21 protein-coding genes are annotated in these 25761 nt (G+C 60.4%); 18 read left to right on the top strand and 3 right to left on the bottom strand.

Annotated elements, in window-relative coordinates; translation table 11 throughout:
• The first annotated feature begins 32 nt into the window (after window positions 1–32).
• From thrC to ACQ4LH_RS09615, 3 genes are all read left to right on the top strand, one after another.
• Window positions 33–1442, top strand: a complete 1410-nt coding sequence (gene thrC / locus ACQ4LH_RS09625) for a threonine synthase (RefSeq protein ID WP_430696963.1) — start codon at window positions 33–35, stop codon at window positions 1440–1442.
• A gap of 90 nt (window positions 1443–1532) precedes the next feature.
• The gene (locus ACQ4LH_RS09620) at window positions 1533–1793 is read left to right on the top strand and encodes a ribosomal protein L7/L12 (RefSeq protein ID WP_430696962.1); all 261 of its coding nucleotides are present in this window, start codon (window positions 1533–1535) and stop codon (window positions 1791–1793) included.
• Window positions 1794–1832: 39 nt separating this feature from the next.
• The gene (locus ACQ4LH_RS09615) at window positions 1833–2567 is read left to right on the top strand and encodes a substrate-binding periplasmic protein (protein ID WP_430696961.1); all 735 of its coding nucleotides are present in this window, start codon (window positions 1833–1835) and stop codon (window positions 2565–2567) included.
• A gap of 27 nt (window positions 2568–2594) precedes the next feature.
• On the opposite strand, the gene ACQ4LH_RS09610 is transcribed toward ACQ4LH_RS09615, so the two are convergent.
• Window positions 2595–3794, bottom strand: coding sequence for a CaiB/BaiF CoA transferase family protein (locus ACQ4LH_RS09610; protein ID WP_430696960.1), 1200 nt, complete (start codon window positions 3792–3794; stop codon window positions 2595–2597).
• A 333-nt stretch (window positions 3795–4127) separates the two neighbouring features.
• On the opposite strand from ACQ4LH_RS09610, the gene ACQ4LH_RS09605 reads away from it, so the two are divergent.
• The 10 genes from ACQ4LH_RS09605 (at window position 4128) to recJ (ending at window position 17720) form a co-directional block, all read left to right on the top strand.
• Complete coding sequence (locus ACQ4LH_RS09605; RefSeq protein ID WP_430696959.1) at window positions 4128–4757, top strand: YjfI family protein; 630 nt, start codon at window positions 4128–4130, stop codon at window positions 4755–4757.
• Window positions 4758–4761: 4 nt separating this feature from the next.
• The gene (locus tag ACQ4LH_RS09600; RefSeq protein WP_167141962.1) at window positions 4762–5463 is read left to right on the top strand and encodes a PspA/IM30 family protein; all 702 of its coding nucleotides are present in this window, start codon (window positions 4762–4764) and stop codon (window positions 5461–5463) included.
• Window positions 5464–5519: 56 nt separating this feature from the next.
• Entirely contained in the window at window positions 5520–6164 is a 645-nt protein-coding gene (locus ACQ4LH_RS09595; RefSeq protein WP_167141959.1) for an OB-fold-containig protein, read from the top strand.
• Between the two features lie 27 nt (window positions 6165–6191).
• Window positions 6192–8237, top strand: coding sequence for a hypothetical protein (locus ACQ4LH_RS09590; RefSeq protein ID WP_430696958.1), 2046 nt, complete (start codon window positions 6192–6194; stop codon window positions 8235–8237).
• 114 nt (window positions 8238–8351) lie between these two features.
• Window positions 8352–8591: a hypothetical protein gene (locus ACQ4LH_RS09585; protein ID WP_430696957.1), complete on the top strand. Its 240-nt coding sequence runs from the start codon at window positions 8352–8354 to the stop codon at window positions 8589–8591.
• 99 nt (window positions 8592–8690) lie between these two features.
• A complete protein-coding gene (locus tag ACQ4LH_RS09580) occupies window positions 8691–13946 on the top strand; it encodes a DNA repair ATPase (protein ID WP_430696956.1) in 5256 nt (1751 codons plus the stop codon).
• Window positions 13943–14503 carry a rhomboid family intramembrane serine protease gene (locus tag ACQ4LH_RS09575; RefSeq protein WP_430696955.1) on the top strand — a complete coding sequence of 187 codons (561 nt, stop codon included), beginning with the start codon at window positions 13943–13945 and terminating at the stop codon, window positions 14501–14503. Before ACQ4LH_RS09580 ends, ACQ4LH_RS09575 begins: the two co-directional genes overlap by 4 nt.
• Entirely contained in the window at window positions 14504–15193 is a 690-nt protein-coding gene (locus tag ACQ4LH_RS09570; protein ID WP_430696954.1) for a phospholipase D-like domain-containing protein, read from the top strand.
• A gap of 74 nt (window positions 15194–15267) precedes the next feature.
• Window positions 15268–15807 (top strand): YaeQ family protein, encoded by a 540-nt coding sequence (locus tag ACQ4LH_RS09565; protein WP_305590772.1) that lies wholly within the window; start codon window positions 15268–15270, stop codon window positions 15805–15807.
• A gap of 200 nt (window positions 15808–16007) precedes the next feature.
• Window positions 16008–17720 (top strand): single-stranded-DNA-specific exonuclease RecJ, encoded by a 1713-nt coding sequence (gene recJ / locus ACQ4LH_RS09560; protein WP_430696953.1) that lies wholly within the window; start codon window positions 16008–16010, stop codon window positions 17718–17720.
• A 4-nt stretch (window positions 17721–17724) separates the two neighbouring features.
• Here recJ and ACQ4LH_RS09555 read toward each other — a convergent pair whose 3' ends face one another.
• The gene (locus tag ACQ4LH_RS09555; RefSeq protein ID WP_430696952.1) at window positions 17725–18396 is read right to left on the bottom strand and encodes a transglutaminase-like cysteine peptidase; all 672 of its coding nucleotides are present in this window, start codon (window positions 18394–18396) and stop codon (window positions 17725–17727) included.
• A gap of 353 nt (window positions 18397–18749) precedes the next feature.
• Here ACQ4LH_RS09555 and ACQ4LH_RS09550 point away from each other — a divergent pair, with 353 nt between their 5' ends.
• Window positions 18750–19499, top strand: coding sequence for a tellurite resistance TerB family protein (locus tag ACQ4LH_RS09550; RefSeq protein WP_430697036.1), 750 nt, complete (start codon window positions 18750–18752; stop codon window positions 19497–19499).
• A 91-nt stretch (window positions 19500–19590) separates the two neighbouring features.
• On the top strand, window positions 19591–20385 hold the full coding sequence (locus tag ACQ4LH_RS09545; RefSeq protein WP_430696951.1) for a hypothetical protein: 795 nt from the start codon (window positions 19591–19593) through the stop codon (window positions 20383–20385).
• 3 nt (window positions 20386–20388) lie between these two features.
• Here ACQ4LH_RS09545 and ACQ4LH_RS09540 read toward each other — a convergent pair whose 3' ends face one another.
• Window positions 20389–22026, bottom strand: a complete 1638-nt coding sequence (locus ACQ4LH_RS09540) for a diguanylate cyclase domain-containing protein (protein WP_430696950.1) — start codon at window positions 22024–22026, stop codon at window positions 20389–20391.
• Between the two features lie 170 nt (window positions 22027–22196).
• Here ACQ4LH_RS09540 and prfB point away from each other — a divergent pair.
• From prfB to ACQ4LH_RS09525, 3 genes are all read left to right on the top strand, one after another.
• Window positions 22197–23292, top strand: a protein-coding gene (prfB, locus tag ACQ4LH_RS09535) for a peptide chain release factor 2 (protein WP_430696949.1) whose coding sequence is annotated in 2 segments (ribosomal slippage) — window positions 22197–22268 and window positions 22270–23292 — 1095 coding nt in all. Because the reading frame shifts where the segments join, the coding sequence is not laid out codon by codon here.
• 86 nt (window positions 23293–23378) lie between these two features.
• A complete protein-coding gene (gene lysS / locus ACQ4LH_RS09530; RefSeq protein WP_430696948.1) occupies window positions 23379–24896 on the top strand; it encodes a lysine--tRNA ligase in 1518 nt (505 codons plus the stop codon).
• Window positions 24897–25023: 127 nt separating this feature from the next.
• The gene (locus ACQ4LH_RS09525; RefSeq protein ID WP_430696947.1) at window positions 25024–25737 is read left to right on the top strand and encodes a TetR/AcrR family transcriptional regulator; all 714 of its coding nucleotides are present in this window, start codon (window positions 25024–25026) and stop codon (window positions 25735–25737) included.
• The last annotated feature ends 24 nt before the right edge of the window (window positions 25738–25761 follow it).

Genomic DNA, 25761 nt, shown 5'->3' with positions numbered 1-25761 from the left:
GCCCTTAAAGATTCAACCGAAGGTTTGCCCCTATGCGCTATATCAGTACCCGCGGCCAGGCACCGGCCCTGAATTTCGAAGACGTGCTGCTCGCCGGCCTGGCCAGTGATGGCGGCCTCTATGTACCGGAAAACCTGCCGCGCTTTACCCAGGAAGAAATCGCCTCCTGGGCTGGCCTGCCGTATCACGAGCTGGCCTTCCGGGTGATGCGCCCGTTCGTCACTGGCAGCATCGCCGATGCCGATTTCAAGAAAATCCTCGAAGAAACCTACGGCGTGTTTGCTCACAACGCCGTGGCGCCGCTGCGTCAGCTGAATGGCAACGAATGGGTGCTGGAGCTGTTCCATGGCCCGACCTTGGCCTTCAAGGACTTTGCCCTGCAGCTGCTCGGTCGTCTGCTTGATCACGTGCTGGCCAAGCGCAACGAGCGCGTGGTGATCATGGGCGCCACCTCCGGCGATACCGGCTCGGCCGCCATCGAAGGCTGCAAGGCTTGTGACAACGTCGACATCTTTATTATGCACCCGCACAACCGTGTGTCCGAGGTGCAGCGCCGGCAGATGACCACCATCCTCGGTGACAACATTCATAACATCGCCATCGAGGGCAACTTCGATGACTGCCAGGAAATGGTCAAGGACAGCTTCGCTGACCAGGGCTTCCTCAAGGGCACGCGTCTGGTCGCGGTCAACTCGATCAACTGGGCGCGGATCATGGCCCAGATCGTTTACTACTTCCATGCAGCCCTGCAGCTCGGCGGGCCGGCGCGCTCCATCGCGTTCTCGGTGCCGACCGGCAACTTCGGCGACATATTCGCCGGCTACCTGGCGCGCAACATGGGCTTGCCGATCAGCCAGCTGATCGTCGCGACCAATCGCAACGACATCCTGCACCGCTTTATGAGCGGCAATCAGTATGTGAAGGGCGACCTGCACCCGACGCTTTCTCCGTCCATGGACATCATGGTCTCGTCGAACTTCGAGCGCCTGCTGTTTGACCTGCACGGTCGCAACGGCGCGGCGATTGCCGAGCTGATGGCTACCTTCAAGCAGGGTGGCGGTTTCAGTGTCGATCAGGATCGCTGGACCGAAGCACGCAAGCTGTTCGACTCCCTGGCAGTGGACGATGCGCAGACCTGCGAAACCATCACCGAGGTGTTCAACGAGTGTGGCGAGTTGCTTGATCCGCACACCGCCATTGGCGTACGTGCTGCCCGTGAATGCCGCCGTAGTCTGGCCACCCCGATGGTGATTCTCGGCACTGCGCACCCGGTCAAATTCCCGGAAGCGGTGGAGAAGGCTGGCGTAGGTCAGGCTCCGGCGTTGCCTGTACACCTGGCGGATCTGTTCGAGCGCGAGGAGCGCTGCACGGTACTGGCTAACGACCTGAAAACCGTACAGGGCTTCGTGGCTCAGCATGGCAATCGCGGCAAGCCGCTGTAAACCAGGCGCTGGTCGACAAAGCCGGTACCCGCAAGGGGCCGGCTTTTTTTGCGGCTATGCTCTGGGTAGTTTGTTGGGATGGAGCGTGTCATGGCGGAGTTTGATCAGGATTTGCCGGTTGAGGTTATAGCGGTACTTGAGCGTGGGCAGAAGATCGAGGCAATCAAGCTGCTGCGTGAGCTCAAGGGTATTGGCTTGAAAGAGGCCAAGGAGGCCGTGGACGACTACACGCCTGAGCGACAGCCGGGTGGCGTCTCGGTAGTGCAGTCGGGCGGGCATGGCGGTATCTTCTGGTTGTTGGGTTTACTTGTGCTGGGCGTTGCAGTCGCCTGGTTGTTTGGCGCGTTCTAGCGGCAGTGCGTGGTGTGGTAGGGGTAGTAGGGTGATGGCGTGAAGTGGTTGAGCAAGGTGGTTTTTCTACTGTGCGGTGTCTTTCCCTTGGCTGGCGTCAACGCCGCTACCTTTGAAGTCGGCTTTTATAACTACCCGCCGATGATGATCGAGCAGGGTAAAACCGGTATCTATCAGGACATCTTCGATGAGCTAGGCAAGCTCACAGGCGACACGTTCAGCGTGCAGTACTACCCCTATCCGCGTATTGGCTTGCTGTTCAACGGCGGGCAGCTCGATATTGAGCCTGGTGTCTATCCGGGTTGGGTGCAAAGCCAGCCGACCCCTGGGGTGTTTTCGGTGCCGTTCGGTAAAGTGGTTGATGTCATGATGTTTGCTCCGGGCAAGGCTTTTCCGGTGGCACGGCCTGAGGATTTGCGCGGCAAGTCAGTAGGCCTGGTTCGCGGTTATGCCTACCCTGACTTACGCGCGCTGATTGAGGCGGGACAGCTCGATCGGCGCAATGCGCTGAATGAGGCGCAGTTGCTGGAGATGTTGGCGAAGTCGCGCTTTGATCAAATTGTGGTCAATAAGGCGATTGCTCAATACAGCCTGGCCAAGACCCCGGAGTACCGTCACCTCGAGATCGGCGATGTAATGAGCTCTTTCGATGTCAGCATGCGCGTTCATCCACGCCACGAAGCCTGGCTGGATAAGTTGGATGCGGCAATTCTGACGCTCAAGCGGCGCGGTGTTATTGAGGGGATCTACGCCAAGTACGGCGTTCACCTCTAGCTACAGCGCGCTCGCTGGGATTGCTGATTAGATGGCACCATCGCTACGCAATTGGGCGATCTGCTCACGGCTATAACCCAGCCCGCTCAGCACCTGTTCATTGTGTTCGCCCAGCTCCGGGCCGACCCAGTTCACCTCTCCCGGTGTGTCGCTCAGTTTGGGTACGATGCCGGGCATCTTGAAGGCTTTACCGTCTGGCAGCTTGGCCGACAAGAGCATTTCTCGGGCAAGAAATTGCGGGTCGTGGAACATGTCCTCGGCGCTGAAGATGCGGCTGGCCGGCACTTCGGCTTGGTTCAGCGTAGTCAGCACCTGCTCCAGCGGCAGCGAGCCGACCCAGCGGTCGATCACGCCATAGATCTCATCGCGTCGTGCATCGCGGCCATCATTGCTGGTCAATGTCACGTCGTCGGCTAGGTCCTGGCGACCGATGGCCTGCATAAAGCGCTTGAAGATCGCATCGCCGTTGGCGCCGATCTGGATATGTTTGCCGTCGCTGCTGGTATGAATCGAGGAGGGCGTGATGCCGGGCATGATATTACCCGTGCGTTCGCGGATAAAACCAAACACATCGAACTCCGGCACCATGGACTCCATCATGGCGAAAATCGCCTCGTACAGCGCCACATCGACCACCTGGCCGCTGCCGCCGTTGACCTCGCGATGCCTTAGCGCCATCAGCGCGCCAATTACGCCCCACAGTGCGGCAATCGAATCGCCAATCGAGATACCGGTGCGCACTGGTGGGCGGTCCTCGAAACCGGTGATATAGCGCAGTCCGCCCATGGACTCACCCACCGCACCAAAGCCTGGTTGATCCTTCATGGGCCCCGTTTGGCCGAAACCGGACAGGCGCACCATCACCAGTTTAGGGTTCAGTGCATGCAACACATCCCAGCCCAGGCCGAGCTTCTCCAGCACGCCGGGGCGGAAGTTCTCGATCAGGATGTCGGCCTCGCCGAGCAGTTTCTTCAGCACCTCGCGGCCGGCTTCGTTCTTGAGGTTAAGGGTGATCGACTGCTTGTTGCGCGCCTGCACAAACCACCACAGCGAAGTGCCCTCATACAGCTTGCGCCACTTGCGCAGCGGGTCGCCGCCGTCCGGCGATTCCACCTTGATCACCTCGGCGCCGAACTCGGCGCAGATGCGCGAGGCAAACGGGCCGGCGATCAGGGTGCCGAGCTCGAGCACTTTCAGGCCGGCGAGGGGTTTGTTAGCTGGGCTCATAAGGGCTTCCGTTGGCAGTGGGCTGGCCAAGGCTATTCGATTGTGGGGTGCTGCGTCATATTTCAATGGGCGCTATCGCGTGCAGCGGCTGCGATGCTGTTGGCAGATTTAGCTGTTTAGTTGGCGGGCGATATGACGTTAAATTGCCTTCACGAATGGATGCTTGGCGCTATAACCCTGGATGGTTCCTCTCCTGCGATTTTTCCCTGTGTTTCTCTGAAGCGCTGCTCTTGAGCGGTTCGCTTGAGTGCGCCTGAAAATCAGTAAACATGCATTTTAAAATATTACATGTGATGTATTGATTCATTACATGTGTAGATCTAGTCTGCGTTCATGGAAAACAAATCATCAGCCCACTACCAGCGTCTTTTTCGTCAGCGCCTGCGCGAGCAGGGGTTGGTGAAAAAAGAGGTCTGGATACTGCCAGAGCATGCCCCGCTGCTTATGGCATTCGAGCGGAAACTTCGCCAGCCGCACTCATTAAAGCTGGCTTCAATGGAAAAGGAGGAGGGTATGAGCATGCCGCAGGTTTGGACTGCACAGGCTTTATACGATGCGCTATCGGTCGCTGAGCTATTCAAGGGCGGGCAGGCGAGCATCGAGCTGATTCAAAGCTCGGATGCCAGCTTGCACGTGACCATGCACGACTATGGCGACCTGCCTTTGTTTATCGCCGTATTTGGTGAGCAAATCGTGGTCGAGGGCCTGCTGTGGCCTGCCGCCGATGTGCGCGACAGTGCGGCGTTCAACGAGCAGGTGCTGCGCACGCACAAACTGTTTCCGCTGTCTTCTATCGGTCTGGAAACTCTGCCGGACGGCCAGCCTTGCTACACCATGTTTGGTGCGCTGAGTTCGGCGTCGACACTGACTGATGTGGTGTTCGAGATCGAATTGCTGGCCGACAACGTGATCAAGGCCACCGAAGCCTATGAAGGCTTCCTCAAGGCTGACGCTAAGGAGTGATGCTATGAACGTCTGGAGCAAATTGCTGACGGCGCTGCGTGGCGGCGCCAATGAAGTGGGTGAGGCCGTGGTTGACGGTCAGGCGCTGCGTATTCTCGATCAGGAGATACGCGATGCCGATCTAGAACTGCGCAAGTCCAAGGAAGCCTTGGCTGAGATTATGGCCAAACAGAAACTGGCCAGTGATCGTCTGGGCAAGAGCACGGCGAAGATTGCCGAGTACGAGCAGTACGCGCTCAAGGCTCTGGATGCCGGTAATGAAACCCTGGCCAAGGAAGTCGCCGAGAAGATCGCCAATCTGGAAGCCGAACAGGCCAGCGACCGCGAGCAGGCCGATGGTTTTGCGGCCAGCGTGGCGCAGTTGCGCAAGGCCGTGACACAGGCAGAAGGGCACATCAAACGCCTGAAACAACAGGTCGATACGGTCAAGGCCACGGAAAGCGTGCAGAAAGCGCAGATGGCAGTGGCGCAGCGTTATGGCGGCTCGCAGGCCAAGTTGCATACCGCCGTCGAATCGCTGGAGCGCATCAAGCTCAAGCAGGCCGAGCGTGCAGCCATGATGGAAGCCAGTGCGGAACTGGCCGCAACCAGCGCACCGGATGACGCCTTGGAGGTCAAACTACGTGCTGCCGGCATCGTGCCGGACAACGCCAGTGCTGACAGCGTGCTGGCACGTCTGAAGAGTAAGGCCAAACCAGAAGCCTAAACGGCCAATGCGGGGGCTGCGGCTCCCGCTTCTTCGACTAGCAGGATGTAAAGAAAATGGAGCTATTCATACAGACCGCGCTGTCGTTCCCCGTGGTGGTGCTCAGTTTTGCACTCTGCGTGGCGATTCTGTATTGGCTGGTCGCCGCCATGGGCATTCTCGATGTCGATCTGCTGGATATCGAAGTCGATTCAGCACTGGAAAACCATTCGTTGCAACCTGAAGGCTTGGCCGGCCTGCTACTCAAGCTGGGCCTGAACGGCGTGCCGGTGACATTGGTTCTCACCCTGCTGTTCTTTTTCGCCTGGTTCCTCTGCTATTTCGCCGAGCTGTTTTTGTTGCGCTTTCTGCCTTTGGGCATTTTGCGTTACCCCCTGGGTTTGCTGGTGATCGCCGCTGCGTTGATCGCCGTGGTGCCGGTGGTGAGCCTGTTGGTGCGGCCGTTGCGTCCGCTGTTTCTCAAGCTGGAAACCACCACCAGCAAGTCCGTGCTCGGGCAGGTAGCCATCGTGCGCAGTGGGCGAGTAACTGCCGCTCAGGGTGAGGCGACGCTTGAGGATGGTGGCGCTGGGCTGATTCTGCGTGTACGTGCCGATGAGGCACATGGATTCAAACGTGGCGACCGCGTGGTGTTGCTGGAGTACCTGGAGGCCGAACACGCCTATCGGGTGATTACCGAAGACGAGTTCAAGGGCATCTAGCCCGTTTATCAAAGGAGATTGATTGTAATGAGCCTCGAGCTGCTAATGCCTTTTCTGACCGGTTTAGGTCTGTTCTTTCTGGTTATTTTTGGCTTTTTCGTCCTGTTCAAAGCCTTCTATATCAAGGTGCCGCAGGGTACCGCGCTGATCGTCAACGACATGTCTTCGACGCCCAAGGTGCATTTCACCGGTGCCCTGGTGTACCCGGTGATCAACCTCAAGGAGTTCATGAAGATCTCCCTGATCACCCTGGAAGTGGACCGTCGCGCCAAGGACGGGTTGATCTGCAAGGACAACATGCGTGCCGACATCACCGTGGCCTTCTATCTGCGCGTCAATGAAACCCAGCAGGACGTGCTCAAGGTGGCCAAGGCCATCGGGGTGGAGCGCGCTTCTGACCGCAGTGCGGTCAACGAGCTGTTCAACGCTAAGTTCTCCGAAGCACTTAAAACCGTCGGCAAGCAGTTCGACTTCGTTCAGCTGTTCGAGAACCGCCAGGAATTTCGCGATCGTATCGTTGAGGTGATCGGCAACGATCTCAACGGCTATGTGCTGGAAGACGTGGCCATCGACTATCTGGAGCAGACCTCCAAGGCATCGCTCGACCCGAGCAATATTCTCGATGCCGAGGGTATCCGCAAGATCACTCAGCTGACTGCTGCGCAGAACGTCATTACCAATGATCTGGAGCGCAACGAAGAGCTGGCGATCAAGAAGAAGAACGTGGAAACCCGCGAGGCGACTCTGGCTCTCGAGCGTCAGCAAGCCGATGCCGAGGCGCGGCAGAAACGCGAGATCGAAACCATCCGCGCCCGCGAAGAAGCCGAGACCCTCAAGGTCAAGGAAGAAGAGCGCTTGAAGGCTGAGCAGGCGCGCATTACTACCCAGCAGGAGCTGGATATCCGCGCCGAGAACCATCAGCGCGAAGTCGAAGTGGCGCAGCAGAACCGCCAGCGTGCTGTGGTTATCGAGGTGGAAAAAGTCACCCGCGCCAAGGACCTGGAAATCGTCTCCCGCGAGCGCGAAGTCGAACTGCAGCGCATCGAGAAAGAAAAAGCCCTTGAAGTCGAGCGCAAGAATATCGCCGGGGTGATCCGCGAGCGCGTGGCGGTCGAGAAGACCGTGGCCCAGGAAGAAGAGCGCATCAAGGAAGTGCGTGAAGTGTCCGAAGCGGATCGGAACAAGCAGGTCATGGTGCTCAACGCCCAGGCCGAAGCCGAGCAGGAGCTGGTGCGCCAGGTCAAGCAGGCTGAAGCCGACGAGACCCGCTCCCAGCACAAAGCAGTGGAAATCAACAACCTCGCTCAGGCCGAGTTGGAAGCCGCGGCCAAGCAGGCCGAAGCCAAGAAGAAAATGGCCGAAGGTATCGAGGCCGAGCGCGCTGCGCCTGGTCTGGCCGATGCGCGGGTGCGTGAAGTCACCGCCGCAGCCAAGGAGAAGGAAGGCCTGGCTGAAGCCCGTGTGCATGCTGAACAACTGATTGCCGAAGCCAAGGGTGACCAGGAGAAAGGCCTGGCCGAGGCGCGGGTGACCGAAGCCAAAGCTGCCGCCAAGGAAAAAGACGGCCTGGCCGACGCCAAGGTACTGGAAGAGAAACTCGGTGCTCAGGCGCGCGGCGAAGAACAGCTCGGCGCGGCCAAGGCCAAAGCCACCCAGGATCTGGGTATGGCCGAAGCCCATGTGTTGCTGGAACGTCTGAATGCCGAGGCCGAAGGCCTGGGCAAGAAGTTCGGTGCTCTCGATGCGCTCAGCGACAACGCGCGTCAGCACGAGGAGTTCCGCATGCAGTTGGAGGCGAACTTCGACGAAGCCATGGCTGCCATCGCCGCCAACAAGGAAATCGCCAAGGATCAGGCCGAAGTGCTCTCTGCGGCGCTGTCCAAGGCGAAGATCGAGATCGTCGGCGGCGAAGGCGACTTCTTCAACTCCTTCGCCAAGTCGCTGTCGGTGGGCAAAGCCATCGAAGGCGTGGTCGGCAAGAGCCCGGTGGTGCAGGACGTGTTGGCCCGTCTGCTGAATGGTCGTGTCAGCGAAAGCAAAACGCCGGCGGCAGTGGATAGCAGCGAAAGCTAAGTGCATGCCGGTAACGGCTGAAAGCTATCGTCTTAGCAATAAGTTGGATGTTCTCTTGGGGTTGGCGAAAGCCAACTCCTTGAATGGCCCGTTTATCTCTAATTAGGAAGTTTTATGTCAGAACCACGGGATTATCTGGAAATGTCGTTTCGCTCGATTCAGTGCTTTGCCAATGACGGCCGCCTGGATGTGCAGGAATTGGGTGCGCTGCTGAATATTGCCGAGCGTGACGGGGTGATTGATGACAATGAGATTCGCGTGCTGAAGAAGATCATTGCTCATATCAAACCCGAAGAACTCGATCAGGCGATGCGCGAAAAACTTGCCGAAATTGCCCAAAAAATTGGTGCATAAAAAGGTACAGCCATGTGCTTCGCCTTTGGGGCTGGCTGAAGCCGGCCCCTAGTCTCATCCCACCTTGCTAGCAGACAGCGCAGATTCAGGAAGACCACGATGTCGGATGCTCCAGCCGTAGCCCAACCACAGGATGTATTGGACAAGGCCGTCGCCGAAGGCGGTGCCTACGAGGTGCTGCACAAGCGCCTGCAGGAGCAAGGCCTGCGCCTGCGCCAGACCACCGAGGCGTTGAACGCTCAGCGCTTGCAGGAGTTCGGCAGCAGCCAGATGGAAGTGGTCGGGCGGGTACGCATCCGCACCGAGAACAATTGCACGGCGCGCGATATCGTTCAGGTCGGCGAGAATCTGCTGTTCGGCTACAACGTGTTCCTCGGTCTGAAAAAGGAAACCCGCGTCGAGGACGTGTTTTCCCTGTATCGCCTGAGCGAGCAGGACGAAGGCTATGAAGCCGAGAGCGTGGCGCTGGCCGACAGCTTTCTCGGCCAGAGCAGCTTCGTTAACGACTTCAACGAGCTCTACACCTATTACAAGAACACCCGCCTGCTGCAACTGCTGGTACGCGACGGCAAGCTGCTGGCCAGCTTCCAGATCGGTGAGCGGGTCAGCGATATCCGGGTGTTCCGCTGGTCGATCTCAGTCGACGGCAAAGAAGTTCGCTATATCGACAACCGCGGTGAGCGCGATATAGCGCTGCCGGCGCCGTTCGATTTCGAATGGCAAAAGACTTCTCGCGAGATGGTGGTCAACGGTCGCCATCCGCATATGAATATCCTCGACACCATCTTCGTCGAGACCATCGGCGGCGACCTCACGGTCAAGGTCGAGAACAACACCGAAGACGGCCTGGGTATCTATCGCGAAGAAGTGTTGGATAAGACCCAGTCGCTGGACGATGCGCAGATCGAGTACGCCAAACTCGGCAGCCTGATCCTGCTGAAAGTCCTACCGTACCGCGAAGAGCAGTGGCGCTACCTGGTATTCAACAGCCTGACGCGCAAGGTCGAACGCATCGACGCCATCGGCCTGGCCTGCGTTCAGCTGCCGGAAGACCACGGCATCATCTTCCCTGGTGGCTACTACCTGCAGAACGGCGAGTCCAAGGCTTTCGAACAGCCCATGGCCGGTATGCGCTTCAAGCGCGCGGTGCGTTCGCCCAATGGCGAGGACGTGCAGTACATCTTCTACCACCCGGAAGAAGGCCGTTCGGCGCTGTTCACCTACAACATGATCAACCGCCAGCTGCACAACCCGATCTTCGGCCACGGCTATGCGCGCCTGGAAGACGGACGCATGGTGATCTTCGCCGCCGAAGGCACGGAGCCGACCCGTATCCATCCGATGCAAATCTGGCAGACGCCATTTTGCAGTGATGATTTCGCCGCTCGCCAACCGGTGCGCAGCGGTTTCTTCGGGCGCATCGGCAATGCCGAGCTGGTGCGCGGTGTCTCCGACCTGCTGGGCCTTAGTCGCGAGATCGAAACCCCGGAAGTCTCGGTGCAGCGCTACACCCAGCTGTGTCAGAACACTCGCCGTCTGTTCGACGTCTACCACTGGCTGGGCGATGCCCAGTGCCAGGGCATGGCGCCGCTGCTGCGCGAGATCGCCGCCACCGGCGAACTGGTGCTCGATGAGTTCGAGAAGGTCGAGAGCATTCGCCAGCAATCGGCGCGCGCCATGGCTGAAGCGGAAACCCGCCAGCAGGCGCTGCTCTCCGGCCTGCTGATCGATAGCTGGGATGAGGTGCAGCACTTCGTCGACGCGCTCAATGGCATCAATGCCCTGCGCGGCCAACTGCTGACCATCCGCGACTACCGCTATATCGACGTGGCGCGCATCGACGCCATGGAAACCGATCTGCTCGCCGCCCAGGAGCAGGTCGCGGCCGCCACCTCGGGGTTTCTGGCCAGCAAGGCAGCGCTGGAGCCCTATGTGCTGCAGCTGGCCCAGCTCGACGCCCAGGCGCAGAAGGCCGAGAGCGTCAACCAACTCAACGAACCGCTGGTGGCGTTGCAGGCCATGGCTGGCAACCTGGATATGTTGTCCAGCCTGATGGCCTCGCTGCCGATCGACGATGCCACCCAGCGCACCACGATCGTCGAGTCGATTTCCGAAGTCTATGCCCGTCTTAACCAGGCCAAGGCCCGTGCCGAGCAGCGGCGCAAGGGGCTGGGCTCGGCGGAGACGGTGGCGCAGTTCGGCGCCCAGTTCAAACTGTTCAGCCAGGGCATCACCAACGCCCTGGCCATGGCCCAGGACCCGGAGCGCTGCGACGAACAGCTGTCGCGTCTGCTGGTGCAGCTGGAAGAGCTGGAAAGCCAGTTCGGCGATCAGGAACAGTTCCTCGGCGATATCCTGGCCAAGCGCGAAGAGCTGCTGGAAACCTTCGAGGCGCACAAGCAGGCGCTGCTCGACGAGCGTCAGCGCAAGGCCCAGGGCCTGCTAGATGCCGCGCGGCGGATTCTGGAAAGCCTCGGTCGGCGCACCGCGCGCCTGACCCAGCCGGATGAGCTGAACGCCTTCTTCGCTGCCGATCCGCTGATTCTCAAGCTGCGCGAACTGGCCGAGCGCTTGCGCGAGCTGAAGGACAGCGTCAAGGCCGAGGATGTCGAGTCGCGTCTCAAGGCTGCCCGCGACCAAGCTGTGCGTAGCCTGCGTGACAAGAGCGAGCTGTTCGAGGAGGGCGGCAACGTCATCAAGCTTGGCCCGCGCCACCGCTTTAGCGTCAACACCCAGGAGCTGGACCTGACCCTGATGCCGCGTGGCGATCAGCTCTACCTGCACCTGACCGGCACCGAATTCCTCGAGCCGCTGCGTAACGATGAGTTGGAAGCGCTGCGCGATTACTGGCAGGTGTCCCTGGAGTCCGAGTCCGCCACGCTGTACCGCGCCGAATACCTGGCCGGCGAAGTGCTGGCGGCGGCCGATGCGGGGCGCGATGGCCTTAGCCTGGATCTGCTCAAACAGCAGCTGGCGCAGCCGGAAGCGCTGATCAAGAGCATTCGCGACTTCGCCGCGCCGCGCTACAAGGAAGGCTACGAGAAGGGCATCCACGACCACGATGCGGCGCTGATCCTCGCCCAGTTGCTGCCGCTGCGCGACAGCGCCAGCCTGCTCAGTTACGGCGCCTTGCCCCGTGGTTTCGCCAGCTTTTTCTGGGGCCAGGCGCAGCGTCGCGACGATGCCAAACAGTGGCCGCAGCGTGCGCGCAGCGCCCGGCATATCCAGCAGTTGTTCGGCCAACGCGACAGCCTATTGCAGTTACAGGCGGAAGTCGTCGAGACCATGGCCGGCTATATCGCCCAGCAGGGCATGAATCTAAGTCTGGCGACGCTGGCCGAGGCGGCGGAATACCTGGTGCAGGAACTGGCCGCCGAGCGTATCGAATTCGTCTTCAGCAAATACGCTCGCGAGCTGCTGGCTGGCCTGCAGGCGCGCCTGCAGGCGGCGCATATGTGGGATGTTTATCAGCAGACCCTGACACAACTGCAGGAGCGCCCAGCGGCGCAGTGGGCTCTGGTGGAAAACTGGCTGCGCGGCCTTTGCGCGGCAGAGGAATTCGCCGCGCTCAGTGCCTACGTGCCCGAAGCCGTGGCCCTGACGCTGCTCGCCGAGGACTTGCCCAAGCGCATCACCGAGGTGGACCTGCGCTTTACCGCCAAGGAGTTGATGGGCGAACACCCGCGCATCAGCGAACGGCAACTGGTGCTGGCGGTGGACGATTTCTTCGCCCGCCTGCGCGTGCATCGCGAGCAGTTTTTGCCCGGCTTGCAGCGCTACCAGGCACTGCGCCAGGAAGTGGTGGCGCGCGAGCGCGAGGCGCTGCGCCTCAATGAGTTCAAGCCCAAGCCGCTTAGCTCCTTCGTGCGCAACAAGCTGATCAACGATGTCTATCTCGGCGTGATCGGCGACAACCTGGCCAAGCAGATGGGTACCGCCGGGGAGAACCGTCGCTCGGACCTCTCCGGCCTGCTGATGCTGATTTCGCCGCCGGGATACGGCAAAACCACGTTGATGGAGTACGTCGCTCACCGCCTGGGGCTGATCTTTATGAAGATCAACGGCCCGGCGCTGGGTCACGAAGTGCGCTCCTTGGATCCAGCCCAGGCGCCGGATGCTACTTCACGTCAGGAGCTGGAAAAGCTCAACCTGGCGCTGGAGATGGGCAACAACGTGATGCTCTATCTCGACGATATCCAGCACACCCACCCGGAGTTCCTGCAGAAATTCATCTCGCTGTGCGATGGGACTCGACGTATCGAAGGTGTGTGGAAGGGCCGCACGCGGACCTACGATATGCGTGGGCGCAAGTTCTGCGTGATCATGTCGGGTAACCCCTATACCGAGTCCGGTGACGTATTCAAGATCCCGGATATGCTGGCCAACCGCGCCGATATCTATAACCTCGGCGACACCCTGGGCGGCATGCAGGAAGCCTTCGCACTGTCCTATATCGAGAACGGCCTGACCTCCAACCCGGTGCTGGCACCGCTGGCCACCCGCGATATGGCCGATGTCTATCGCTTCGTCGCCAAGGCCGAGGGCAAGCCGTTCTCCAGTAACGAGCTGAGCCACAGCTACAGCGGTGCCGAGGTCAACGAAATCGTCACCACCCTGCAGCGTCTGATGCAGGTGCGCGACGTGGTCGGCCGGGTCAACCAGCAGTACATCGCCAGTGCCGCCCAGGCCGATCAATACCGCACCGAACCACCGTTCAAGTTGCAGGGCAGCTACCGCAATATGAACAAGATGGCGGAGAAGATCAGCTCGGTGATGAACGATACCGAGGTGCTGCAACTGATCGCCGATCACTACCAGGGCGAATCCCAGTTGCTCACCACAGGCGCCGAGGAAAACCTGCTCAAGCTCGCCGAGTTGCGCGGCAATATGACCGACGTGCAGGCCGAGCGCTGGGCGCAGATCAAACGCGACTTTATGCGCAACAAGGCCATGGGCGGCAGCGATACGGATGTCGGTGGCCGGGTGGTGGCCCAGCTCAATGATCTGGTCGAGGGGGTGCGTGGCCTGGCCAAGCTGGCACCGGGCGAGCAAGCCGCCGCGCCGATGATTCCTTGGGCCGAGCTGCTCGCCGGGTTGGATAATCTGGGCAAGCTGCGCCCGCAGGTAGAGGTGATCACGCCGCCACAACCCGCAGTGCAGAAAGTCCTGGAGAGCCTGGCAGACAGCCTGCAGAACAGCTTTCTGCCGTTGATCCACGCGATGGACAAGAAGATCGATATCGACCTGCGTACCCACAACCGTATGCTGGAAATCTCCACCCAGTTGCGTGATCTGGGCGAGCAACTGGGCCACGAGCAGCGCCTGGGTGGCGACAGCGAAAGCGAAACGCCATGAAGGCCGGGCTGTTGCCACGCGTGCAGCTGTTGCTGGGCATCGCCGCACTGATGCTGGTGCTGCAGCTGGGCAACAGCCTGAGTGGTTACAGCCTGAATATCTGGGGGGTGATACCGCGGCGGCTTGAGTCATTGCCGGGCGTGCTGTTTGCGCCTTGGCTGCATGGTGGCTGGATGCATTTGCTGAGCAACCTCAGCGGTCTGCTGGTACTGGGGCTGCTGGCCCTGCTCGAATCGCGCCGCGACTTTATCCAGGCCAGCCTGTTTATCATCCTCGGCAGCGGGCTGTTGGTCTGGCTGTTCGGTCGCGAGGGTATCCATGTCGGTGCCAGCGGCTGGTTGTTCGGGCTGTGGGCATTGTTACTGGCGCGGGCCTGGTTTCGTCGTAGCTGGCTCGATCTGCTGCTGGCGGTACTGGTGTTTTTTCTGCACGGCGGCTGGGTTTTTGGCCTGCTGCCGCAGCAAGGCGTGTCATTTGAATATCATCTGGCCGGCGCGCTCTGCGGTGGGCTCTATGCGGCCTGGCGCTACACGCCGCGCGCACGACAAGGAGGTTAAATGGATTTCAATCGTCTCGATCAGCAGCTGCGTGACAGCCTGGTTGATCTGCGTCTGAGCAATGAGGAGCGTGATGAGCTGCGCCAGCTGGGCAGTGACCTGGGCCAGGATCAGGTGCGCTACTTGCGTAACCGCGCCTTTGCCCTGGTGCGTGAGTTGGTGCAGGCCGATTTGAACAATAGCGAGCCAGCGCTGAAATGGCTGGAGCAGGTGGTCAAGACCCTCGATGCCAGCAGCAGTCCACCGCGTCCGGCTTTGGCCAACGCGCACTTCAGCCCCGGCGATGATTGTTTGCGCAAGATTCGCGAACTTTGTCGGCAGGTGCGTACATCGCTGGATATCTGCGTGTACACCATCTCCGATGACCGCCTTAGCGAAGAAATTATCGCCTGCCATCGCCGCGGCATTGCCGTGCGGGTAATCAGTGACAATGAAAAGCAGTTCGACGAGGGCAGTGATATCCAGCATTTGATCGCCCAGGGCGTGCCGCTGCGCATCGACGACAGCCCGTATCACATGCACCACAAGTTTGCGTTATTCGACGGCAATCTGTTGCTCAACGGCAGCTTTAACTGGACCCGCAGCGCCACCACCAGCAATGAGGAAAACTTGCTGGTGACCGACCACGCAGTGCTGGTCGCCAGTTACCGCAGTGAGTTCGACAAGCTTTGGACGCGCTACGGCCGCTGAGCGTTCCGGTTCGTGATGGGGCAGCCTTTGCGGTAGACTTGCCGGCTTATTCGACCAGTCAAGAAGCCCCGTCCATGGCCCTGCCGTCTACCACCTACAAAATCGAATTGAACCTCACCGACATGGACCGTAGCGTCTATGAAAACCTGCGTTTTACCGTGGCCAAGCATCCTTCGGAAACCGAAGAACGCCTGGCTGCGCGCCTGGTTGCCTATGCCTTGTTCTATCACGAGCACCTGGCGTTCGGTCGCGGTCTGTCGGATGTTGATGAGCCTGCGTTGTGGGAGAAGAGCCTGGACGACCGCGTGCTGCACTGGATCGAAGTCGGTCAGCCGGACAGCGACCGCATCACCTGGTGTTCGCGGCGTACCGAAAAATTCAGCCTGGTGGCCTATGGCAACCTGCGCGTGTGGCAAACCAAAGCGCTTGATCCGGTGCGCAGCCTGAAAAATATCAACGTCGTCGCCCTCGACCAGGAAGCCCTGGCCAAGCTGGCGCTGGACATGCCGCGTTCGCTGAACTGGAGCGTGATGATCAGTGACGGTGAGCTGTTCGTCACCGACGAGCGTGGCCAGCATGAGCTGCCCATTGAGTGGTTGGCCGGCGAGCGCTAAGAACCTATTTGCGATCTGCTGCGCGTCGGCCCTGCTGCGTTAAAAACAGGCTCGGAATGCTCATTTACAGCCAGTAAACTCCGCTTCCTCGCCTGTTTTTGCCTTGCATGACTCTAGCTCGCGAGATCGAAAACAGGTTCTTTGCGTCTCCCTAATAAAAATAGGAGCGGACGTCCCGCTCCGTTTGTACCGGAATCCTGATGCGTATCGAATCCCGCCCGCTGCCTGAAACCTTGCCTGATCTGGGCGCTCTGCCGCCGTTGTTGACCCGTCTTTATGCTGCTCGCGGCGTGCAATCCGCTGCCGAGCTGGACAAGGGCCTGGCGCGGTTAATTCCCTATCAGCAGCTCAAAGGCATGGATGCGGCGGTCGAGCTGCTGGTGCAGGGTTTGCAGCAAGGTCAGCGGATGCTGATCGTCGGCGATTTCGATGCCGATGGCGCCACTGCCAGCACGGTCGGGGTACTCGGTTTGCGCATGCTTGGCGCGGCGCATGTCGATTATCTGGTGCCCAATCGTTTCGAATACGGCTACGGCCTGACTCCGGAAATCGTCGCGGTGGCGCTTGAGCGTGAGCCGCAATTGTTGATCACCGTGGATAACGGTATCTCCAGCGTCGAGGGCGTCGCGGCGGCCAAGGCAGCGGGGCTGACCGTGCTGGTGACCGATCACCACTTGCCGGGGGCCGAGTTGCCGGCGGCGGATGCTATCGTCAATCCCAATCAGCCTGGCTGTGACTTCCCCAGCAAGGCGCTGGCCGGCGTCGGGGTGATGTTCTATGTGCTGCTGGCCCTGCGTGCGCGCTTGCGTGAAATGGGCTGGTTTACTGCGCAGCGTCCGGAGCCAAATCTCGGTGAGCTGCTTGATCTGGTGGCCCTGGGTAGCGTGGCTGACGTGGTGCCTCTGGATGCCAATAACCGCATCCTGGTGCATCAGGGCCTGGCGCGGATTCGCGCCGGGCGGGCGCGGCCGGGCTTGCGCGCGATTCTCGAGGTGGCGGGGCGTGATCATCGGCGTATTACCTCCACCGACCTGGGTTTTATCCTCGGCCCACGCCTGAATGCAGCCGGGCGGCTGGATGATATGGCGCTGGGCATCGAATGCCTGCTTTGTGAAGACGAAGCCCTGGCCCGCGATATGGCCGTGCAGCTGGATCAGCTCAATCAGGACCGCAAGGCCATCGAGCAGGGTATGCAGCGCGAGGCCTTGGCCCAGCTCAAGGACCTGCCGCTGGAGGACATGCCCTTTGGTCTATGCCTGTTTGAGGCGGATTGGCACCAGGGGGTGATCGGTATCCTCGCCTCGCGGATGAAAGAGCGTTATCACCGTCCGACCATCGCCTTCGCCGATGCCGGCGATGGCGTGCTGAAAGGCTCGGCGCGTTCGGTACCGGGCTTTCATATCCGCGATGCGCTGGATGCGGTGGCCGCCAAACACCCGCAGCTGATCAGCAAGTTCGGTGGCCACGCAATGGCCGCTGGATTATCACTGCCGCAGGCGAATTTCGGCGCCTTTGCCGCCGCCTTCGACGCTGAGGTGCGCCGCCAGCTGTGTGAGGACGATCTGACCGGTCGTTTGCTGTCTGATGGCGCCTTGTCTATCGAAGAGTTCCACCTGCCCTTGGCCAAGGAACTGCGCAATGCCGGGCCCTGGGGTCAGCACTTCCCGGAACCGCTGTTTCATGGCGTATTTCAGCTGGTGCAGCAGCGCGTGGTCGGCGAGAGGCACCTTAAAGTGGTGCTGAAAAGCGAATGCGGCAGCGTGCAGCTCGATGGCATCGCCTTTGGTGTGGACCGCGAGATCTGGCCGAATCCAACCGTGCGCTGGGTCGAGTTGGCCTACAAGCTGGACGTCAATGAGTACCGTGGGCAGGAAAGCGTGCAGTTGCTGATCGCCCATATCAGCCCGCGCTGATTGACTAGCTCTGCGGTGACGGGGCGGCTGAGCCGTCGGTCAGGGCCCGTTCGCTCAGCTCATTCCAGCGGGCGAGAAACTGCGGAGGCTGGCTGACGCGCTGCGGCGACTTGGCCAGGAACACGCCGTGGTTATTGAAGGAATACACCGGCAGCAGATCGCCACGCTCACTGGCCGGGCGGATGCGCGGATCGAGGTTGTCGAGAATCAGCGGTTGCTCGCTGGCGCTGGGGTAATAGGCCAGCACCATATGCGCCTGGTTCTGCTTGAGCGCCTTGACGAAAGTCAGGCGCAGTTTCTCGCTCGGTACACCCATGCGCACCAGGCTGAAGTATTTGGCGATGGCGAAATCTTCGCAGTCACCTTTGCCCAGGCTGAGTGTTTGCGCCGGCGTTGCCCAGTAATCGTCAGCTCCCCAAGCCTGCTGGTCACTGACAAAACTCACTGAACGGTTGATGAAGTGGTTGACCCGCTCCAACTGCGCGCGCTCGTCGTCGCCAGCGGAGTTGTCGAGCAGGTTGAGCCAACTGGCCAAGCGCGTATCGCTGAGAGCCGTAGCCAGGGCGCTATGCTGTGTGGTCGTCGCATCGGCCACCAGCACCGGGCTGAATAGCCAGCAACTGGCAAGCAGGCTGCGCAGCAAGCGGTGAGCGGGGCGATTGGCGCGTGGGTGCATGGCGCGAAGTCTCCGGCGTCGGCTCTTGATAGCCTTTTGCCGTTGCGAGGTTTGTGTGCCCGCCATCCTTGGCGGGCACCCTACGGGCCGTCGCTGTGCGACGTCAAAAATTGCTCCCGGCAATTTTTTGTAGCGCCATCCTATCGGCGTCAAATATAGATCGACTATCAGCAGAATGTGATGGTGACCACTATTTGACATATTTGTAGTCGGATAACCGACGAATAGCCGGTTTTCCTGGCGTTCACGCCCGTTGGCAATCTTTCGAAGCACTCTGGCGTTAGGTGGCGAGAAACCTCCGTCTCTAGAATCAGTCTGTGTGCTTGCACAACCATTTTTAGGGAGAGCGCTTGATGATTACCCGTGGCTTGCTTGATCAGTTGTTGAAATCCGGCCAGGACCTGATGCAGCAGAAATCCGCCGGCAGTTCCGCTGGTGGCTCGGCCGGTGGCCTAGGCGGCGCTCTGGGCGGTTTGCTCGACGGCGCCGGTAAAGGTGGTCAGGGCGGTGATCTCGGCACTCTGCTCAAAGGGGCGGGTGGTGGCGCGCTGGCAGCCGGTGCGCTGGGCATGCTGCTGGGCAACAAGAGTGCGCGCAAGATGGGCGGCAAGGCGCTGACCTATGGCGGCCTGGCCGCGCTTGGCGTGGTTGCCTACAAGGCCTACAACAACTGGCAGGCGCAGCAGGCCAATGCGCCGCAGGGCGAGCCACAAACCCTGGATCGCTTGCCAGCACCGCAGGCCGAGATTCACAGTCAGGCCATTCTCAAGGCACTGGTGGGTGCGGCCAAAGCCGATGGTCATGTCGATGCCCGCGAGCGGCAGTTGATCGAGGGCGAGTTGGTCAAACTCACCAGTGACGCCGAATTGCAGCATTGGCTGCAGGCCGAATTGAACAAGCCGTTGGACCCCGCCGAAATCGCCCGCGCGGCCAGCACGCCGGAAATGGCCGCAGAAATGTATATAGCCAGTGTGCTGATGGTCGATGAAGAGCACTTTATGGAGCGTGCCTACCTGGAAGAGTTGGCCCGTCAGCTCAAGCTGGATCCGGCGCTAAAGGCCGAGCTTGAGGCCCAGGTGCGTCAGGAGCTGGTGGCGGGCTAATAGCGCGTAGCGGCCATCTGCCAAGGGTTCTGGCCGCTAGCCGGCGGCCTGCCTATAATCGGCGCCTTTCCTCGCTATGGATGGACGCCCGATGCGCCGCACCTACACGAATTGCCTGCTGAGTCTGGCGCTGGTTTTTTTCAGCGCGATCGCGCAGTCCGCGCCTGATGTGGCGCTGACTCAAGTGCAGCTGGCGCAGGTACAGGTGTTTCGCGCCAGTACTGATCTGTTTATCCACCGTGGTGAAGGCGGACATGCCGAATTGGCGGCCAAGGTGCAGGCTGACCTGGGCAAGTTGCGTGAAAGCATGGCGACCTTGCAGGCGCAGCCGCTGACCGATTCAGCGCGCTTGGCGATGGAGCAGTTGCAGCCACCGCTGGCAGCCTTTACCGCGCTGGTCGAGCAGACCCTGGCCTACAACCCCAGCGAGCCGGACCTGCCGTGGGAGTTCAACTTCCAGTACAGCAAAGCCCTGCGTGAGTTGGTGGCGGCCCTGGAGGCACTTGAGCAGCAACTGCTCAAAGGCCTGGCGCAGCCATTGTCAGCGGCGGATATGCGTTTGCAGAGCCTGCCGGCCAAGGTGCAATACCTGGCGGCGCGCTACACCGCGCGGGCTTATGTTGGTGATATCGAGACTCTGCCCGAGCAACAGCAGCATTACCTGAATCAGGATATCGATGTGCTAGCCAAGCAGGTTGATGCCGAACTCGCCACCCTGGCGACTGAGTTGACCGGCGAGCAGCAACAGCGTTTGCAACGGGCGCAGACGCGCTGGAAGTTTATCTACTCGCGTCTGGTCGGCTACAACGACAACCTGGTGCCGCTGGTGGTCGAGCGGCACGCGGCCGAGATGGCGGACCAGTTGCTGCGTCTGCGGGCTAAATAAGCCTCAGTGTTTGTAGGCCGTGTGGAACACCGCGCAGTTCTTGCCGGCATGTTTCGCCCGGTACAGGGCCTGGTCGGCCAGTTCCAGTGCTTCGGCCAGGTTGCTGCTGTCCAGCGGCCAGAGCGCGCCGCCGATGCTGCAGCCGACCTTGACCTGATTGTTGCCCAGATCAACCGGCGCACTCAGCGCCGCAAGAGTGCGCTCGGCCACTAGTTGGGCTTGCGGCAGGGCTTCGCCACTCGGCACTTGCAGCACCATCAGAAATTCATCACCGCCCAGGCGCGCGACCAGATCGCCTTCGCGTAGGCAGCTGCGCAGGCGTACTGCCACCTCGCGCAGCAGCTGATCGCCTGCGGCATGGCCGAACTGGTCGTTGATCGGCTTGAAACCGTCCAGATCCAGATAAAACAACGCCAGGCAATTGCTGTTGGCCTGGCTGCGTTGCTGCGCGCGCGGCAGGTAGCTTTCCAGGGCGACGCGGTTCGGCAGGCCGGTGAGGGCGTCGTGGTGGGCGAGATTTTCCATGGCGCCCAGGGCGTTTTGCTGGTGGGTCAGGCTTTCCACCAGGTGGCGAATCGAATGGCTGAGAATCTCGATCTCGCGGGTGCTTTTCAGCTCGGGAATAACGCTGATTTCCCCGGCGCTAAGGCGGTCCGCCGCTTCGGCGATCTGCCGCAAGGGGCGGGTGAAGTAGCCAGTCACCAGCCAGCCAAGCAGCGCGAACAATACTGCCAGGCCGCTACCCCACAGCAGGATATAGCGCGTTGTCTCGCGTGCAGGGGCGTAGGCTTCATCCAGTGGCTGGCGGGCGATCACCGTCCAGCCCAGGCCCTTGTAGTCCATATGGCCCTGGCTCAGCGCCAGCCCCGTCAGGTACTGCTTGCCGTCCGGCCATTCCTGCACGGCCCAAAGGTCGTTTTGCTCGGCAAGCTGGTTGAGGGCGGGCAGGTGCAGGCGCTGGCCGATCATTTCTTTGGGGGCGAGCAGCACGGTGCGGTCCTGGCCGATCACGAAGAACTCGACATTACGGCGTTTCTGGATCGGTTCGAGGATGGCCAGGCGTACTTCATCGGCCCATGACCAGGACAGGTGCGACGCCAGCACGCCCACCAGGCTGCCATCCGCGGCAAATACCGGCAGGCTGATATCGACGAACTTCATCGCCTCGCCAGTCGGGTTGGGCAGCAGCTTGGCCAGCAGTACGGCCTCATGCACGTCGCCGATAAACACGTTCTTTTGCGCTTCCAGGTACACCGGGCGCTGGGCGATGCTGGCTCCTTCCAGCACGCCATCACTGGAGGCCAGTACCGTGCCTTTAGCGTCGGTAAAGCCGATCCAGGCGATGCTGGGGAATTCGGTTTGCAGGCGGTCGAGCAGCACGCGGATTTCGACGATATCGTCCGGCTGGCTGAGCGCACGCAGCTTGCCGATCACTTGCAGCATGGCCGCGCGGCTCTGCATGTCGCGGTCCAGGCGGTCGACCATCATAAAGGAGACTTCGGCGAGGTCGCGGCCAACCTCCTCGCGGATGCGCTGGCTGGCATCGTGGCCAATCAGGGTGCCGAGCAACCAGCTCAGGCTGGCGACAAGAAGGGCAATCAAAATGGCGAAACGACTACGCAGGCTGTGCGATGAACTCATGGCACGACGGCTCCTGTGGGCGGGCAGCTGGTTTACAGATGCGTTTGAGTATAGTGCGCCGTTGGTCTGCACTGTTGTGCGCCAGCGCCAATTGCGGGCTGCAAGGGCTGATTCGACTGGGGTATACTCGCCGGCTTTTCCGAAAGTTTGACCTACGAGTGCTGCCAGCCATGGAAATCAACCCGATCCTTAATAGCATCAAGGACCTGTCCGAGCGCACCCTGACTATTCGGGGGTATCTTTGACTACGATCACAAACATGATCGTCTCGTCGAAGTAAACCGCGAACTCGAAGACCCGAACGTCTGGAACAACCCCGAATACGCGCAGAACCTGGGTCGCGAGCGCGCCTCGCTGGCGCTGATCGTCGATACCCTGGATGACCTGCACGGCAGCCTGGCCGATTCGCGCGACCTGCTCGATATGGCCGTCGAAGAAAACGACGAAGGCGCGGTGAATGACGTTGCCGCCGAGATCGAGCGCCTGCGCGAGATCCTCGAAAAGCTCGAATTCCGCCGTATGTTCAGCGGCGAGATGGACCCGAACAACGCCTATCTGGACATCCAGGCCGGCTCCGGCGGTACTGAAGCCCAGGACTGGGCCAATATGCTGCTGCGCATGTACCTGCGCTGGGCCGACAAGCGCGGTTTTGACGCCACCATCATGGAGCTGTCCGCCGGTGAAGTTGCCGGGATCAAGGGTGCGACCCTGCATATCAAGGGCGAGTACGCCTTTGGCTGGCTGCGTACCGAGATCGGCGTGCACCGCTTAGTGCGCAAAAGCCCGTTCGACTCCGGCAACCGTCGCCACACCTCGTTTACCGCAGTGTTCGTCTCGCCGGAAATCGATGACAACATCGAAATCGAGATCAACCCGGCGGACCTGCGTATCGACACCTATCGTTCATCCGGTGCCGGTGGTCAGCACGTAAACACCACCGATTCGGCGGTGCGTATTACTCACGTGCCGACCAACACCGTGGTCAGCTGCCAGAACGAACGTTCGCAGCACGCCAACAAAGACACCGCGATGAAGATGTTGCGTGCGCGTTTGTACGAGCAGGAAGTGCAGAAGCGCAACGCCGCCTCGCAGGTGCTGGAAGACAGCAAGTCGGATATCGGCTGGGGCCACCAGATTCGCTCCTACGTGCTCGATGCCTCGCGGATCAAGGATCTGCGCACCAACATCGAGCGTAGCGACTGCGACAAGGTGCTCGACGGCGACATCGACGAATACCTGGTGGCGAGCCTTAAGCAGGGGCTCTAACCGCCGAATGATGGTTTTAGGCAGGTTGGGCGCGCGCATGCGCGACCCAACCATCCGCCAACGATTTACAGGACAGACGAACGACCATGAGCGACCAACAACTCGACCAGCAAGCCCTCTCCCACGAAGACCAGCAACAGGAAGAAAACAAGCTGGTTGCCCAGCGCAAGGAAAAGCTTGCCGCCATCCGTGAGCAGGGCAACGCCTTCCCTAACGATTTTCGCCGTGACAACTACTGCGCCGACCTGCAGAAACAGTACGCCGAGAAGACCAAGGAAGAGCTGGCCGAGGCTGCCATTCCGGTCAAGGTTGCCGGGCGCATCATGCTCAACCGTGGCTCGTTCATGGTGATTCAGGACATGACCGGGCGCATCCAGGTCTACGTCAACCGCAAGACCCTGTCTGAAGAAACCCTGGCCGCGGTGAAAACCTGGGACATGGGCGACATCATCTCCGCCGTTGGCACCCTGGCCCGTTCCGGCAAGGGCGACCTGTACGTGGAAATGACCGACGTGCGCCTGCTGACCAAGTCGCTGCGCCCGCTGCCGGATAAGCACCATGGTTTGAGCGACACCGAACAGCGTTACCGTCAGCGCTACGTTGACCTGATCGTCAACGAAGACGTGCGCCAGACCTTCCGCGTGCGTTCGCAGGTTATCGCGCATATCCGCAGCTTTCTGATGAAGCGTGACTTCCTCGAAGTGGAAACGCCGATGCTGCAGACCATTCCCGGCGGCGCAGCGGCCAAACCGTTCGAGACTCACCACAACGCCCTGGATATGCAGATGTTCCTGCGTATCGCCCCGGAGCTGTACCTCAAGCGTCTGGTGGTCGGTGGCTTTGAGAAGGTGTTCGAGATCAACCGCAACTTCCGTAACGAAGGTGTCTCGACTCGTCATAACCCTGAATTCACCATGTTGGAGTTCTACCAGGCTTACGCCGACTACGAAGACAACATGGACCTGACCGAGGAGCTGTTCCGCGAGTTGGCCCAGCTGGTGCTCGGCACCACCGACGTGCCGTACGGCGACAAGGTGTTCCACTTCGGCGAGCCGTTTGTGCGCCTGTCGGTGTTCGACTCGATCCTCAAGTACAACCCTGAGCTGACCGCTGACGACCTGACTGACCTCGACAAGGCCCGTGCCATCGCCAAGAAGGCCGGCGCCAAGGTGCTCGGCTTCGAAGGCCTGGGCAAACTGCAGGTGATGATTTTCGAAGAGCTGGTCGAGCACAAGCTGGAGCAGCCGCACTTCATTACTCGCTACCCGTTCGAAGTCTCGCCGCTGGCCCGTCGTAGTGATGATGATCCGAGCGTTACCGACCGCTTCGAGCTGTTTATCGGTGGCCGCGAGATCGCCAATGCCTACTCCGAGCTCAACGACGCCGAAGACCAGGCTGCGCGCTTTATGCAGCAGGTGGCCGACAAGGACGCCGGCGACGACGAAGCCATGCACTATGACGCCGACTTTGTCCGCGCCCTGGAATACGGCATGCCGCCGACCGCGGGTGAGGGCATTGGCATCGACCGCCTGGTGATGTTGCTGACCAACTCACCGTCGATTCGCGACGTGATCCTGTTCCCGCATATGCGCCCGCAAGCCTGATGCTGATAAGCCGCCTCCGGGCGGCTTTTTATTACCTGGCTTTTTATTGTCTGCAGATGGATTATTTTTGAGATTTACTGACTAAGTCATTAGTAATCTTGAATAAACGACAGAGGATTGTCTTGCTGTGACAGCCAAGCCCGCCCAAGAAAGCGCCACCCTGGTGGCCAACGCCGTCGCTGAGAGCGTGCAGTATCAGGGACGCAAAGCCAGCCGCCAGGGCAGTGAACAGCGCCGTCAGGCCATTCTCGATGCCGCCATGCGCATTATCGTGCGCGAAGGCGTGCGCGCTGTTCGGCACCGCGCTGTGGCCGCCGAGGCCGAAGTGCCGCTGTCGGCGACTACCTATTACTTCAAAGACATCAACGACCTGATCACCGATACCTTCGCTCAGTTCGTCGAGCGCAGCGCGGCTCATATGGGCCAGTTCTGGAGCAGTACCGAAGGCTTGCTGCGTGATCAGGTCAGCCGCCTGGATGGCAGCGCCGAGGCGCGCCGGCGTCTGGCCAATGAGATTGCCCGGTTAGCGGTGGAGTACGTGCGCCAGCAGTTGCTGACCCGTCGTGAACACCTGCTGGCCGAGCAGGCCTTTCAGCAGGAAGCTTTGCTCAACCCGCGTCTGCACGGGCTGCTGCGCGCTCACCGGCAGATTCTGCTGCAGGGCGTGACACACTTCTTCGAGGTGCTGGGTTCACAGCAGGCGGAGCAGGATGCCAAGCTCTTGACGGCGATTATTGTGCGCATGGAGTATCAGGGCCTGCTCGATGGTGTCGATCATCTGGACAGTGAAGATATGTTGGCCATGCTTAAACGCTATATGCATCTGGTACTGGGCTTGTAACCCGGTCAATCCGTTCACAAGGAG

The sequence above is a fragment of the Pseudomonas peli genome (genome assembly GCF_050563605.1).
Classification (GTDB): domain Bacteria; phylum Pseudomonadota; class Gammaproteobacteria; order Pseudomonadales; family Pseudomonadaceae; genus Aquipseudomonas; species Aquipseudomonas peli_A.
This window is presented reverse-complemented; position numbering and strand designations above follow the sequence as displayed.